Source organism: Microbacterium sp. UCD-TDU (assembly GCF_000340625.1).
In the GTDB taxonomy this organism is placed as follows: domain Bacteria; phylum Actinomycetota; class Actinomycetes; order Actinomycetales; family Microbacteriaceae; genus Microbacterium; species Microbacterium maritypicum.
This window is the reverse complement of record NZ_KB454446.1, coordinates 1,039,056-1,052,898: the sequence shown is the minus strand read 5'-3', so window position 1 is coordinate 1,052,898 and position 13,843 is coordinate 1,039,056. Positions and strand designations below refer to the sequence as shown.

The 13,843-nt window shown below is 68.1% G+C and carries 13 protein-coding genes; 10 read left to right on the top strand and 3 right to left on the bottom strand.

Going from position 1 to position 13,843, the window contains the following annotated elements:
* Nucleotides 1-25: 25 nt before the first annotated feature.
* The 7 genes from D514_RS27950 to D514_RS27920 all read left to right on the top strand — a co-directional run bounded on the left by D514_RS27950 (nucleotide 26) and on the right by D514_RS27920 (nucleotide 7,064).
* Nucleotides 26-466, top strand: a complete 441-nt coding sequence (locus D514_RS27950; RefSeq protein ID WP_017829645.1) for a DoxX family protein — start codon at nucleotides 26-28, stop codon at nucleotides 464-466.
* A 294-nt stretch (nucleotides 467-760) separates the two neighbouring features.
* Nucleotides 761-2,077, top strand: a complete 1,317-nt coding sequence (locus D514_RS27945; RefSeq protein WP_017829644.1) for an ABC transporter substrate-binding protein — start codon at nucleotides 761-763, stop codon at nucleotides 2,075-2,077.
* A gap of 79 nt (nucleotides 2,078-2,156) precedes the next feature.
* Nucleotides 2,157-3,047, top strand: a complete 891-nt coding sequence (locus D514_RS27940) for a carbohydrate ABC transporter permease (RefSeq protein WP_017829643.1) — start codon at nucleotides 2,157-2,159, stop codon at nucleotides 3,045-3,047.
* Nucleotides 3,044-3,931 (top strand): carbohydrate ABC transporter permease, encoded by an 888-nt coding sequence (locus tag D514_RS27935; protein WP_017829642.1) that lies wholly within the window; start codon nucleotides 3,044-3,046, stop codon nucleotides 3,929-3,931. The genes D514_RS27940 and D514_RS27935 overlap by 4 nt, the downstream gene beginning before the upstream one ends.
* Nucleotides 3,928-5,442, top strand: coding sequence for an L-fuculokinase (locus tag D514_RS27930; protein ID WP_017829641.1), 1,515 nt, complete (start codon nucleotides 3,928-3,930; stop codon nucleotides 5,440-5,442). Before D514_RS27935 ends, D514_RS27930 begins: the two co-directional genes overlap by 4 nt.
* On the top strand, nucleotides 5,439-6,095 hold the full coding sequence (locus D514_RS27925; RefSeq protein ID WP_017829640.1) for a class II aldolase/adducin family protein: 657 nt from the start codon (nucleotides 5,439-5,441) through the stop codon (nucleotides 6,093-6,095). Before D514_RS27930 ends, D514_RS27925 begins: the two co-directional genes overlap by 4 nt.
* Before the next feature lie 9 nt (nucleotides 6,096-6,104).
* The gene (locus D514_RS27920) at nucleotides 6,105-7,064 is read left to right on the top strand and encodes a ketose-bisphosphate aldolase (RefSeq protein WP_017829639.1); all 960 of its coding nucleotides are present in this window, start codon (nucleotides 6,105-6,107) and stop codon (nucleotides 7,062-7,064) included.
* A gap of 29 nt (nucleotides 7,065-7,093) precedes the next feature.
* Here D514_RS27920 and D514_RS27915 read toward each other — a convergent pair whose 3' ends face one another.
* Nucleotides 7,094-7,891 carry a DeoR/GlpR family DNA-binding transcription regulator gene (locus tag D514_RS27915; protein ID WP_017829638.1) on the bottom strand — a complete coding sequence of 266 codons (798 nt, stop codon included), beginning with the start codon at nucleotides 7,889-7,891 and terminating at the stop codon, nucleotides 7,094-7,096.
* Between the two features lie 211 nt (nucleotides 7,892-8,102).
* Between D514_RS27915 and D514_RS27910 the strand changes: the two genes are divergently transcribed.
* Nucleotides 8,103-9,089 carry a LacI family DNA-binding transcriptional regulator gene (locus tag D514_RS27910; RefSeq protein WP_017829637.1) on the top strand — a complete coding sequence of 329 codons (987 nt, stop codon included), beginning with the start codon at nucleotides 8,103-8,105 and terminating at the stop codon, nucleotides 9,087-9,089.
* A 29-nt stretch (nucleotides 9,090-9,118) separates the two neighbouring features.
* Here the strand turns inward: D514_RS27910 and D514_RS27905 are convergent, their stop codons facing one another.
* Entirely contained in the window at nucleotides 9,119-9,409 is a 291-nt protein-coding gene (locus D514_RS27905; RefSeq protein ID WP_017829636.1) for a hypothetical protein, read from the bottom strand.
* A gap of 195 nt (nucleotides 9,410-9,604) precedes the next feature.
* Here D514_RS27905 and D514_RS27900 point away from each other — a divergent pair, with 195 nt between their 5' ends.
* Together D514_RS27900 and D514_RS27895 are read left to right on the top strand one after the other, a co-directional pair.
* A complete protein-coding gene (locus D514_RS27900; RefSeq protein ID WP_017829635.1) occupies nucleotides 9,605-11,140 on the top strand; it encodes an FGGY-family carbohydrate kinase in 1,536 nt (511 codons plus the stop codon).
* Nucleotides 11,137-12,771, top strand: a complete 1,635-nt coding sequence (locus tag D514_RS27895) for a hypothetical protein (RefSeq protein ID WP_017829634.1) — start codon at nucleotides 11,137-11,139, stop codon at nucleotides 12,769-12,771. Before D514_RS27900 ends, D514_RS27895 begins: the two co-directional genes overlap by 4 nt.
* A 31-nt stretch (nucleotides 12,772-12,802) precedes the next feature.
* Here the strand turns inward: D514_RS27895 and D514_RS27890 are convergent, their stop codons facing one another.
* Nucleotides 12,803-13,801, bottom strand: a complete 999-nt coding sequence (locus D514_RS27890) for a hypothetical protein (protein ID WP_017829633.1) — start codon at nucleotides 13,799-13,801, stop codon at nucleotides 12,803-12,805.
* Nucleotides 13,802-13,843 lie beyond the last annotated feature (42 nt).

Genomic DNA, 13,843 nt, shown 5'->3' with positions numbered 1-13,843 from the left:
TCCTGCCACGAAGGAAGAACTCCTCATGACGAACACCAAAGCCCCTTCCGCCGCACCCTCGCTGGGACTCCTGGTCCTCCGCGTGGTCGTCGGCGCGATCTTCGCCGCACACGGCGCACAGAAGATCTTCGAGTTCACGCTTCCCGGGACGATCGGCAGCTTCGCGGGCATGGGGGTCCCCCTGCCGGAGATCGCCGGCCCGGTCGTCGCCTTCGTCGAGCTCATCGGCGGCATCCTGCTGATCCTCGGGCTCCTCACCCGTCCGGTCGGCATCCTGCTGGCGATCGACATGATCGTCGCCCTCGTCGCCGTGCACCTCCCCGCCGGTCTCTGGGTCGGTGACGGCGGCTACGAGTTCGTCGCGGTCCTCGGCGCGGCAGCTCTCGCCCTGGCGCTCACTGGTGCGGGGCGGTTCTCCCTCGACGGAGCGTTCCTGCGAGGACGCGCGCCGGCCTGGCTGAGCTGAAGAAACTCGGCTACACGACGGATGCCGCGGCCCGAGGGGTCGCGGCATCCGTCGTCTGGGCGGGCTGTTGCGAAGGGCCGGTGTTGCGGAAGGGAAACCCCTGCTCCGCGCCGTTGCGGCGTCTGCGCATGCATCCGCTTTCGTTTCCGACGACGAAGACATGTGAAAACACAGAAAAAGAAAGACTTTCCCCGAGGTGCCCTGAATTTCTGGCGATTAATACGCAAATAAACCTAAACTGAGCGCATCCGGCATCTTGCCGAGGACTTTTACAGCGAAGTAAGGGGATTGCAGATGAAGCTCAAGAGGAGCCTCGCGGGAGTGGCAACGGTCATTACCGCACTCGGAGTCACCGCCTGCGCCGGTGGCGCAGCGCCGGACGCGTCGGGGAACGCCTCCAGCGACACCATCACGTTCCGCTCGTGGAGCCCGATCGAGCAGACGACCCGTCAGATGATCGAGGCCTTCCAGGCGGAGAACGAGGGATCGAAGATCGATGCGACGATCTTCAACTACCCGGAGTACCTCGTCGACCTGCAGAGCCGCGCCAGCTCGAACACGATGCCCGACGTGCTCGGCCTGCAGCCCGGAGCTCTCACCCAGCAGTACCGCGAGAACCTGATGCCGCTGCAGGACTGCGCCGCCGAGACATGGGGCGACGACTGGCAGAGCAAGTTCTACCCGATCGGCATCGAGCAGGCACGGATGGGAAACCCCGAGGGCGATGACAACTTCTACTCGCTCCCGATCCTCACCCAGACGGTCAACCTCTGGGCCAACTCCGAGATCTTCGACGATGCGGGTCTGAGCGTGCCGAAGACGTGGGACGAGCTCGTGCAGACCACGAAGGACCTCAGCGGCGGGGACGCCGCCCCGTTCCTGCTGCCGGCGAAGGACTCCTGGCTGCGCAACGTCGTGTTCCTGCAGATCGCCAACAACGTCTCGCCCGGAACCGTCTACGAGGCCGAGGCCGGCACCGTGCAATGGACCGACCCCGCGATCGTGAAGGCGTTCGAGTACTGGGGCAAGCTGTTCTCCGACGGCATCGCCCAGGACGGCGCGATCGGTCTCGACGCCTACCCGTCGGCCGTGAACCAGTTCGAGGCGGGCAACGCCGCTATGATCCCGCTCGGCGCCTGGTGGATCCAGCAGTCCGACCCGACGAAGTCCGACATCCCGCCCCTCTCGGAGGGCATGTCCGGGTACGAGCCGTTCCTGTTCCCGACCATCCCCGGCGGGGCAGCGGAGTCACAGTTCGTCGGCGGAATCGACGTGAGCCTCGGCATCTCGAAGAACACGGCCAACCCCGAGCTCGCCTGCAAGGTGCTCACCGACTTCATCGCCGGCTCCGCCGCGCAGAAGCTCGTCAACACGATGAACGATGTGCCGGCGGTCACCGGCCTCGCCCCGGAGAAGTTCACGAGCGAGAAGCAGGAGCAGATCTGGAACCTGTTCGTCGACGAGTGGCTCCCGCAGGTGAAGTACTCGCGCTACTTCGAGTCGCCCAAGCTCGACCAGGCTGTGGCCGATGCGCTCGCCGCCATCGCGACCGGTGACGCGACTCCGCAGGAAGCAGCGGAATCCGTCCAGGCCGTCCAGGCCACCCTGTAGCTGGGGAACCTGTAGCAGCAGCGGAGTTCGTGCAGGGTCCGGGGCCTCTTCCCCGGACCCTGCCCCGAGAGGAGCGCGCATGAAGATCCTGACGAGAGAGCGGCTGGTCGGCCTGGCCTTCCTGGCACCGACCCTCATCCTGTTCGCCGTATTCGTCGTCTACCCGATCGTGTACAACGTGCAGGCGAGCACGCTCAACTGGGACGGCGTCAATGTCGGCACGGCAGTCGGGATCGGCAACTACCTGGAGCTCTTCCAGGATCCGACGTTCCTCATCACCCTGCGCAACTCGGCCTTCTGGATCGTGCTGACGATCGTCCCGCAGGGTGTGATCGGCTTCCTCCTCGCCGTCGCCCTGAACCAGGGGCTCCGCGGCAGCACGGTCTACCGGGCGATCTTCTTCATCCCCGCGATCCTCTCCCCGGTCGTGGTCGGGATCGTCTGGCAGCGGATCCTCGACCCCTTCAACGGCGTGCTCACGGCCATCGGCAAGGCCACGGGGCTCACGTTCCTCGGCGGAAACTACCTGGCCGACCCCCAGACGGCGATCTTCGCGGTGATCTTCGTGAACGTGTGGATGTGGACCGGGTTCTCGATGCTCTTCTACCTCGCAGGGCTCCAGTTGATCGACCCCAGCCTCGTGGAGGCGGCGCGCATCGACGGTGCCAGCGGTTTCCAGACCATGGTGCGCATCACGTTCCCGCTGCTGAAGACGACGACGCTGTCCCTCGTGCTCCTCGGCATCATCGGCTCGCTCAAGACCTTCGAGCTCGTCTACGTGCTCACCCAGGGCGGTCCCAACCATGCATCGGAGATGCTGCCGACCTTCGCGTTCCTGGAGGCGTTCCAGCTGCAGAACGTCGGGTACGCCTCGGCCATCAGCGTGGTCCTGCTCATCGTCGCCGTCGTGAGCTCGCTCTCGATGGTGCGGGTGTTCGGAGCTGGATTCATCACAGGAGACGAGAAATGACCGCGACGAGCGAGACCCGCACCCTGATCGTTCCGAAGGACACGGCCGGCCGTCACCGACACGGTGCTCCCGGACGTCGCGTCGGCTGGCTGCACTTCGTGCTCGTGCCGCTCGCCGTGCTCTGGCTCGTGCCGATCATCATGGTCGTCGGGCTCTCGATGATGCCGCCGAACAACCCCGGCACGCAGTTCTTCGGGCTGTTCCCCGCGGAGTTCAGCGTCAAGAACTACCTCACGATCTGGGACCAGAATCCGATCCTGCTGCACCTGCTCAACAGTCTCCTCATCACGGTGCCGTCGGTGCTGCTGGTCTGTCTGCTCGGATCGATGACCGCTTTCGCCCTCGCCCGACTGCGCGTGCCGCTGAAGGCCCTGATCTTCGGGGTGCTGATCCTCGCGCTGATCCTGCCGATGTCGAGCATCGTGGTCGCGACCTTCCGCATCCTGCAGTCGATGCAGCTGTACAACAACCTCCTCGGGCTCGTCCTCGTGTACAGCGCGCTCGGGTTGCCGTTCGCGGTGATCATCATCCGCACCTCGTACCTGGCGATCCCGCTCGAGACCTACGAGGCGGCGCGACTCGACGGAGCCAACAGCTGGCAGATCTTCTGGCGCATCTACCTGCCGTTGGGCAAGCCCGCTCTCGCCGTCGTGGCGGTGTGGCAGACCATGATGAGCTGGAACGACTTCCTGCTGCCGCTCGTCACACTCGGAGACAACGAGCTCAAACCGCTCACCCTCGTGCCGCTCGCCTATCGCGGGATGTACCTGTCGCAGCCGGGGGCGCTGTTCGCGATCCTGGTGCTGATCTCCATCCCCGTCGTGCTGCTGTTCATCTTCATCCAGAAGTACCTGGTGAACGGCCTGTCGGGAGCGATCAAATGAGCGTCATCGGCCTCGACCTCGGAACCAGCGGCGTGCGGGCCGTCGCCTTCGCCGCGGACGGACGGATGCTCGGCGGCGCATCGGCACCGCTGACGCTGCGGCGCGACGGTCGCGGGCGGGTCGAACTCGACGCCGAGGAGATCATCGCCGCCGCTGAGAGCGTGGTGCGCGCAGCGGCCGCAGAGGCTCTGCAGGTCGGCGACGCGGTGCAGGCCATCGGCTTCAGCGTGCTCGGCGAGGCCGTCGTGCCCGTCGACGGGTCCGGCACACCGCTCGCCCCGGTGGCGGTGAGCATGGACACGCGAGGCATCGAACACGCCGCCGCGCTGGGCGTGCGGCTCGGGGACGGCCGCTTCACCGCGATCACCGGACAGCCGTTGCACGGGATGTTCTCGGTCTTCAAGATCATGGCCGGCGATGACGCCTGGGCTGCCGCCGCGGGCTACCGCTGCATGGGGGATCTGGTCGCCGAGCGGTGGAGCGGAGTCGCCGCGATCGACCTGGGTCAGGCCGCGCGCACCGGCATCCTCGACGTCGATCGGGGCGAATGGAGCACGGAGATCCTCGAAGCCGTCGCCGCCTCCGCCCCCTGGGTGCGGGAAGACCGCCTCCCGGTCCCCGTCGCCTCGGGAACCGTGATCAGTGGCGTCCATGATCACGCAGCGGCCGTGCTCGGCATCGCACCGGGCACACTCCTCGTCGCCGGCACACATGACCAGGCGGCAGCGTTCGTCGGCGCTGGCGGAGAGGCGGGAGTGCGCTCCGTGATCGCGCTCGGCTCGAGCGACTGCCTCACCGTCGCAACCCGCGAACGTCCGCGCGGACTCGAGGCGACCGGGTTCGCCAGCTACCGACTCGATGACGAGACATGGATCACCCTCGCCGGAACCGCCGCAGGAGGATGGGCGCTGGAATGGCTGGCCACCCTGCTCGGCCGCGACATCGGTGACGTGTTCGGAGCGCTCGCCGAGGATCCGCCCTCCCTCATCGTGCTGCCGTACCTCGCCGGCTCCGGCACCCTCGACAACGACCCCTCCGCGCGCGGAACGATCCATGGCCTCACGCTCGACACGACCGTGCCGGAACTGGCGCGAGCGGTCGTGGAGGCCGCAGGCTTCGAGTTCCACAAGATCATCGCGGCGTTGGAAGCCCATGGCGTGCGCGTCGACGACCTGCAGGTCACCGGAGCAGGGGCTGAGAACTCCGCGGCGCTCGCCGCCCGTGCCGCGGCCGCCGGAGTGCGGATGACGCCCGTCGCGCGTGATGCTTCCGCCCGCGGAGCGGCGATGCTCGCGCTCCGTGGTCTCGGCGGCGATGCCCGGGATCTCCTCGTCGCCCCTGACCCCGCGGCCGCGGCCGAGCCCGGTGCGTCGTCGGCCGGATGGTACGCCGCGCAGCGCACGGCCTACGTGTCGCTCTACGACGTGACGCGAGGCATCGCCCCGCACCTGACCCCGTCTCAGAACCCGTCGCCCCAGAACCAGCCACATCAGAAGGAGAAAACGAAATGACCGAGACGACGCTCCAGCTCGACTTCGACATCGATGCCGCGCGCAAGGAGATCCTCGACTACTGCCTGCGCTCGATGCAGTACGGGCTCAACTTCAACACGCAGGGAAACATCAGCATCCGCGTTCCCGGTGTCGAGGATCGCTTCCTCATCACGCCGACCGACCTCGAGTACGACAAGATGAGTGCCGACGACATCGTGCTCGTCAACGGAGACAGCGAAGTGATCGACGGACGTCTCGGGCCGTCGAGCGAGGTCACCGTGCACATGGCCGTGTACCGGCGTCGGCCCGATGTGAACGCGATCGTTCACTCCGAGCCGGTGTTCTCCAACGTCTGGGGTGTGGTGGGCTCCCCGATCCTGGGAACGCTGGTGAACATGGTGATCTACACCAAGGGCGACGTGCCCATCATGCCGTTCGAGCTCAGCAACAACACCGAGTTCGGCGAGCACATGTGCGATGCGATGGGAGACCTGAACGCGGTCGTGTGGGCGAACCACGGCCTGCTCACGGTCGGGCCCAACCTGCGTGACGCCTTCAAGACGAGTGTGGCGGTGGAATCCGCGGCCAAGGTGCAGGCCTACGCCGGCGCGCTCACCGACACCCCGATCGTGCTCGACTACGACACTCTCGGCATCACCGAGTCGCTCTGAGGATCGGGGATGACACTGCAGACGCTGCGCACCGCGCTCGCGGCCGCCGAGGCCGGCGGTTATGCCGTCGGCGCCTTCAACGTGTCGAGCATCGATCAGGCGATCGCGGTGCTCGATGCCGCCGCGGCGGAGCGCTCGCCTGTGATCGTGCAGGCGATCGCCGGGATGTCCGCCTACGACGACGAATCGCGCTGGTGGCACCGTCTGCGCGGCCTGGTCGCCGAGTACGGAGGCGTCCCCGCGGTGCTGCATCTGGACCACGGGCGCACGTACGACGACTGCGTGCGGGCGATCGACCACGGCTTCACCAGCGTGATGATCGACGCGAGCAGGACAAGTGGCACGGATGAGCCCGCATCCTTCGCCGACAACGTGGCGCTCACTCGTCGGGTGGTCGAGGCGGCCGCGCCCTCCGGCGCGAGCGTCGAGGGTGAGCTCGGCACCATCGGCGGGGCGGAGGCCGGGATCGCCGGGGTGCTCGAGGAGATCGTGTTCGCCGACCCCGATCAGGCCGTCGAGTTCGTGGAGCAGACCGGAGTGGATGCGCTCGCGGTGGCGGTGGGCACGAGCCACGGCTCGGTGAAGTTCACCGACGAGGCCGGAGGCCAGCGGCTGCGGCTCGGCCTCATCGCGGAGATCAAGGGACGGCTGCCGGACACGTTCCTCGTGCTGCACGGCTCGTCATCGGTGCCGGCTGAAGCGGTGGCCGCGATCAACGCGCACGGAGGAGAGGTGCGCCCCTCGTACGGGATCACGCCCGCCCAGAAGTCTGAGGGCATCGCCGCGGGCATCCGCAAGATCAATCAGGGGACCGACTCGCACCTCGCCTGGAGCGCCGCACTGCGCACGTTCCTGCAGGACAACCCCGCGGTTGTCGAGCCCAGCGAGCAGCTGCGGCCCGCGATGGGCGGGTTCCGCGCGATGGTCACGCAGCGCATGCGCGAGTTCGGGTCGTCGGGTCGCGCCTGAGGCTCTGTGCCGCGGGTCGCGGCTGCGTGTCAGGCGAGTTCGATCGTCAGACCGGCCTCGCGAAGGGCTTCCAGCTCTGCGGGGGGTGCTTCGATGCCGGTGATCAGCATGTCGACGCGCGCGAGCGGCGCCACCTGGATCACCTGACTCTTGCCGATCTTCGAGCTGTCGGCGACCACGATGGCCCGTGCCGCCGAGTCGAGGTACCGCCGCTTCATGGTCACCTCGGGGAGGCTGGAGTTCGTGAATCCGCGCTCCGACACCCCGTTGCAGCCGATGAAGCAGATGTCGCTGTGCACGGAGCCGATGAACATGTCGCCCATCGGGTCGATGAGGGAGCGCTGCTTGTAGTTCACGGTGCCTCCGGTCACCACGACCGTGATCTGATGCGGCTCCGCGACTCCGAGCTCGAGTGCGATCGTCAGGGAGTTCGTGAACACCACGACACCTCGCAGGTCCTCGCGGGCACGGAGGGAGCGAGCGATCGCGAGCGTCGTCGTGCCCGCGTCGAGCAGGATCGCCATCTCGCTCTCGACCAGCGCGGCGGCCGCATTGCCGATCCGTCGCTTCTCGGTGACAGCGCGCGTGAGTGCACGTTCGTAGTCGGGGGAGTGGGCGGTGGACTTGATGCCCGAGATCGCCCCGCCGTGCACCCGCTGGATCACGTTCTCCTCGGCGAGGAGGTCGAGGTCGCTACGCACCGTGACCTCGGAGACGCTGAGCGTGCGGCTCAGCTCCTGCACACGGGCGAAGCCCTGGCGTTCGATGATCGACACGATCTGCTCGCGCCGCACCGTTGCGGGGACCGTCTGCGACCACTCTGGCATCCCCTCAGCGTACTCGTGGCGCTGGCGCTGGCGCTGGCGCGGTCGGCGGCGGCTCCCGCGGCCACCCTCTCGGCGCTGGCATCGATTTCACCATTCGGGGATCCGTGGCCTCCGCGCGATACTGTTGCAGCATCCGCCGCGCTCGTCCGGAGCAGGAGTCGGCGGGAGCAGGAGCCGGCCAAAACAGGAGTCGCCCGGACCAGGGGAGCGCATGGCAACGATCTACGACGTCGCCGAGCTCGCGGGGGTCTCGCCCGCGACGGTCTCGCGCGTCTTCAACGGCACGAGCGTCTCCGACGAGAAGGTGGCGGCCGTCCGTGCGGCCGCAGCGACGCTCGACTTCACCCCCAACCGCGCCGCCCGCTCGCTGCGTCGACAGAGTTCCGAGGTCATCGCCCTCGTGATCCCCGACATCGAGAACCCGTACTTCACCGAGATGGCGCGCGGGGTCGAGGACGTCGCCTCCGAGGCCGGCTACTCCGTCGTGCTCTGCAACTCCGACGCGCAGGTGGAGAAGGAGGCGACGTATCTCCGGATCGCGATCGCCGAGAACATGTCCGGCGTGATCATCGCGACAGCCGACGAGCACTCCGACCTCGACGGCATCCTCGCCACCGGCCGGCCCGTCGTGGCCGTCGACCGCAGCACGGCCTACGACATCGACGGCGTCACGATGGCCAATCGCGCGGCGGGTACCTCGGCCACGCGGAGCCTGATCGATGCGGGCCACCGCCGCATCGCCTACATCGGCGGCCCCGCGCACATCGACACCGCCGCCGAGCGCGCCGCGGGGTGGCGCTCCGCGCTCACCACGGCCCACCCCGACCTCGACCTCGACGGGCTCGAGCGCTTCACGACCTTCCGCGTCGACGGTGGCCGGTCGGCGATGGAGGAGCTGCTCGCGCTGCCCGAGCCGCCGGATGCGGTGGTGGCCGGCAACAACCTGATCGGGGTCGGCGCGATCCAGGTGCTCACGGAGCACGGGCGCACTCCGCCGGATGTCGGTGTCGCGGTGATCGGCTCCCTGCCGTTCACGACACTCTCGCCGACGGCCGTGACCGTGGTGCGACTGCCGGCGCGGCACATGGGCGTGACTGCGGCGCGGATGCTGCTGGATCGGATCAAGGGTGACACGCAGCCGGCGCGGACGGTCGTGCTGCGCAACGAGCTCCAGCCCGCGAGCGCGACGCGGAGCTGAGCGGGCGGTCGGGCGGGGCGTCGGGCGGACTACTGTGAGCGCCAGAACCGCGTTGCGAGGTTCGCCACCTCTTTGTCGAGACTGTCGACCTTGTGCTCCAGGGCGTCTATGCGGCCGGTGAGCCGCCCCTCGAGGCTCTCCAGTCGCCCGCTCAGATCGCCGCGCAACCCGCCGATCTCACCTCGCAGCTCGCCGCGCAGACCACCGATCTCGGCGCGGATCACGCGGCTGAACTGCATCGTCATGAGGGTCATGCCGCCGAGCATCATCGTCGTGAACACGCCGATCAGCGTCCATACCTGCGGGTCGTCCAAGCGCATGCCTCCAGTCTGATTCGGGGTGCCCAGAATGTCACGGTATTCCGGTGCTGGTCAGCCAGAAAGCCGCCTTCGGTGGGTAGATCACGCTCTGGCGCGAGTGGTGCAGGACTACTCGCGCCTTGCGGCATGAAATCGATTTCGCGTACAGTGGCGATCAGACCGAGGACTCCGTCGTCCCGGCACGAGGAGGACTCCATGCGCTGCACCCTGGGGGTGGACATCGGCACGTCCAGCAGCAAGGGCGTGCTGGTCGGTGCCGACGGCGGCATCCTGGCGACGGCGACCAGGGCGCACGACGTCGAACGCCCTCGCACGGGCTGGGTCGAGATGGACGCCGCGATCTGGTGGGACGAGTTCGTCGCGATCGCGCGCGAACTGCTCGCCGGAGTCCCCGATGCCGAGGTCGTCGGTGTGGGCGTCAGCGGCATGGGGCCCTGCATCCTGCTCGCCGACGAACGAGACGAACCCGTGCGCCCGGCCATCCTCTACGGCGTCGACACCCGCTCGACCGCGCAGATCGAGCGCATGACCGCCGAGCTCGGCGTCGACGAGATCACGCGCATCGGCGGATCGACCCTGACCTCGCAGGCGGGCGGGCCGAAGATCGCCTGGATCGCGGAGGAGGAGCCCGAGGCGTGGGAGCGAGCGCGACGGCTGTACATGCCCGCGTCCTGGCTCGCGCGCCGGCTCACCGGTGCGTACGTGCTCGATCACCAGTCCGCCAGTCAGGTCTCTCCTCTCTACGACATCGAGGGCGAGTGCTGGCACGACCCGTGGTGGACGCAGTATGCCGGGGAGATCGAGCAACCTCCGCTGCGATGGGCGGGCGAGATCGCCGGCGAGATCACGACCGAGGCGTCGGCGCTCACCGGCATCCCCGCCGGTACCCCCGTGGTCACCGGCACGATCGACGCGTGGACCGAAGCCGTCAGCGTCGGCGCGCACGAGGTCGGCGACCTGATGCTGATGTACGGCACGACCATGTTCCTCGTGGCCACCGGCGAAGAGACCCTGCGGACGCCGTCGATGTGGACCACGGCCGGAGCCTTCGCCGGCACCCGCAACCTCGCCGGCGGCCTCTCGACGTCCGGTGCTCTCACCGCATGGCTCAAGGGCCTGACCGGTGCCGACTATCCCGAACTGCTCGCCGAGGCTGCCGCGTCGGGCGCCGGCGCGAACGGCCTCCTCGTCCTGCCCTACTTCGCGGGCGAGCGCACGCCGATCCAGGATCCGGACGCCCGTGGCGTGATCGCGGGCCTCACCCTCGCGCACACGCGCGGCGACCTCTACCGTGCGGCGCTGGAGGCGACAGCCCTGGGGGTTCGGCACAACGTCGAGACCATGCGGGCGGCGGGTGCCGACATCCGCCGCATCGTCGCGGTCGGCGGTGGAACGCAGGGGCGTTTGTGGATGCAGATCGTCTCCGACGTCACCGGCCTCGTGCAGGAGGTGCCTGCGACGACGATCGGCGCGAGCTACGGCGCGGCCTTCCTCGCGGCGACCGCGACCGCTGCACCAGGCGAGGAGCCGACGATCACCGCCTGGAACCCGATCTCGGAGCGCATCAGCCCGGATGAGGCGCTGCGGCCGCTCTACGACTCCCTGTTCGAACGCTACGTGCGCCTCTATGAGGGATCGAGGTCCGTCGTGCACGAACTCGCCGCCGCGCAGCGCGGTGCCACCCCGACCACCGCCCCGACCACCACCCCCATCGCTCCGGAGGCATCATGACCACGTACACCCTGCCGACCGCGGCTTCCCGCCCGGCCACCGCGCCGAAGACCGCGTACATCATCACGTCCGGCGACCTGCGCGAGTCGGCGAACGTCGCCGGCTGGCCGACGCAGGTCGAGCTCGAGAGCGGTGTCACCGGAGTGCTGAACGCGCTCGGCTGGGAGGTCATCCGTCCGTTCGGGGTGGACCCGCAGACCGGGCACGGCTTCATCTCGAGTCAGCGCATGGGCCTCGAGGTGTTCAAGGGCATCCCCGTCGATGCTCCTCTGATCGTCGCGATCGCCAACTGGCAGTACTCCCACCACGTGCTCGCCGGTCTCCGGTCGCATGAGGGGCCCATCCTCACGGTCGCGAACTTCGCGGGGGACTGGCCCGGCCTCGTCGGGCTGCTCGGCCTGAACGCGGGGCTCACCAAGATGGACAAGCCGTACGCGACGACCTGGTCGGTCGACTTCACCGACGAGTGGTTCACCGACGGCATCAGGGAGTGGACCGAGACCGGCGCCATCACGCACGACGCCTCGCACGTGCGGGCGCTGCCCGCGCTGCCGGACAGCCCCGAGAAGCAGCTGGGTGAGGCGCTCGCGGCAGAGCTGCTCGCCGAGAAGGCCATCATCGGTGTCTTCGACGAGGGCTGCATGGGCATGTACAACGCGATCTTCGACGACGAACTGCTCAACAAGACCGGCATCTACAAGGAGCGCCTGTCGCAGTCTGCGCTGTATGCCGAGATGCTGAACGTCGCCGAGGAGGAGGCGGATGCCGCCTACGACTGGCTCATCGACGCGGGCATGACCTTCATCTACGGCGAAGACGCCGCCACCGAGCTCACGCGCGAGCAGGTGCAGTGGCAGCTGAAGATGTACATCGCCGCGCTCCGCATCGCCGACGACTTCGGGCTCGATGCCGTCGGCATCCAGTACCAGCAGGGGCTGAAGGACCTGGTGCCGGCATCCGACCTCGCCGAGGGCATCCTGAACTCCACCGAACGCCCGCCGGTGACCTCGCGCGACGGCTCGCGCGTGCTGCACGAGGGCCGCGCCTTCCCGCACTTCAACGAAGCCGACGAGGGTGTCGCGGTCGACGCGCTCGTGACCGATCGCGTGTGGCGCGCGATGGGACTCGTGCCCGACAACACCCTGCACGACGTGCGCTGGGGTGAGGACTACGACGGCCGGTTCGTGTGGGTCTATGAGATCTCCGGCTCGGTGCCCGCCTCGCACCTGGGCGGGTGGCAGAACGCCGAGGGCTGGCGTCAGGGCCACGTGTTCTTCCCCGCGGGCGGTGCCACGATCAACGGCGTCTCCAAGCCCGGCGAGATCGTGCTGTCGCGCGTCTTCATCGCCGAGGGCGTCTTGCAGGCCGACATCTTCCGGGCCTCGGTCGTGGAGCTGCCGGAGGAGGAGACGCAGCGCCGCAAGGACGCCACCAACCCGGAATGGCCGATCGCCCACGTGGTGCTGCACGGCATCTCGCGCGACCAGTTCATGGCCCGCCACAAGGCCAACCATGCGCAGCTGGTCTACGCCCCGGATGCGGAGACGGCGGACAAGGCCCTGATCGCGAAGGCCGCGATGTTCGCCGGGATGGGCATCAAGGTCAACCTGGTGGGAGATGTGACGGTCTGATCGGCTGGTGAGTGTTCCGCGTCGAGCCGTCTCAGTGAGAAGCCGCTGCGGCATCCTGCCGCTCGATGAGCCGAGTGCTCCACGAGAAGTCGGACTCGGTGATGGTGTCGTCGCCCGGCACCTTGCCGTCGCGGTCCACGGCGTAGGAGAAGATGCCGGCCTTGGTCGCGCCCGTGGGCTGCCAGTCGGCGTACTGCGCGGCGCGGGAGGCGTCAAAGGGCTCGGTCGTGTCGCCCCAGTCCTGTCCGCGCTCCTCGTAGAACGAGAACCCGATCAGGTACTGGCACGCGTCGAAGTAGGGTGCGTAGCTCTCCCACGTCGATTGCAGCCCAGAGACCGAGCGGCCGTAGGACTGCACGAGGACGTAGGAGACGTAGGGGGCGATCCCGGCCGTGAGCGGGTGTGTGCCCTCCTGGTTCGTGTCGTAGATGAAGAGCCGGTCGGTGCCGGACTGCGGTCCGAGGTGCTCTGACAGGGCCCGGAAGACGCCGGTCACGCGAGCGACCTGGGCGGCCGTGAGAGAGCGCTCCATGTCGACGTCGAGTCCGTCGAGGCCGTCGTCGGTGACGTATTCGGCGAGGATCTCGTCGGCTGCCGCGGCATAGGCGGCCGGAGTGTCGGCCGCGGGCGCGTCGAGGATCACACCGATGTCGACCGTGCGGACGACCCGGGTGCCCTGCGCATGCAGGTTCGGCACGTACTCGTTCTTCAGCACGTCCCAGAACCCGGAATCGTCGCTCACATAGGCGTTGAACACGAAGGCGACGTCCACGCCGGCGGGGAGATCGTCCATCCGCTGAGTGTTGTTCGCCGGGTTCTCCGGGTCGTTCTCGCTGCCCGGCCAGGAGGCGTTCGCGTCACGCCACGTGCGGTAGTAGGCGAAGTACTGCGGGTCGGTTGCGCACGAGGCGGCGGATGCGCCGTCTGTCGAGGCGGCGTCTCCGGGTGCGGTAGCGGACGCGGGCGCGACGGCCACCAGCAATGACGCGGCGAGCCCTGCGGCTGCTGCGGCGGACCATGACTTCTTCATCTTCACACTCCAGACTTCATCGTCGGATCGCACTGGTTAAGC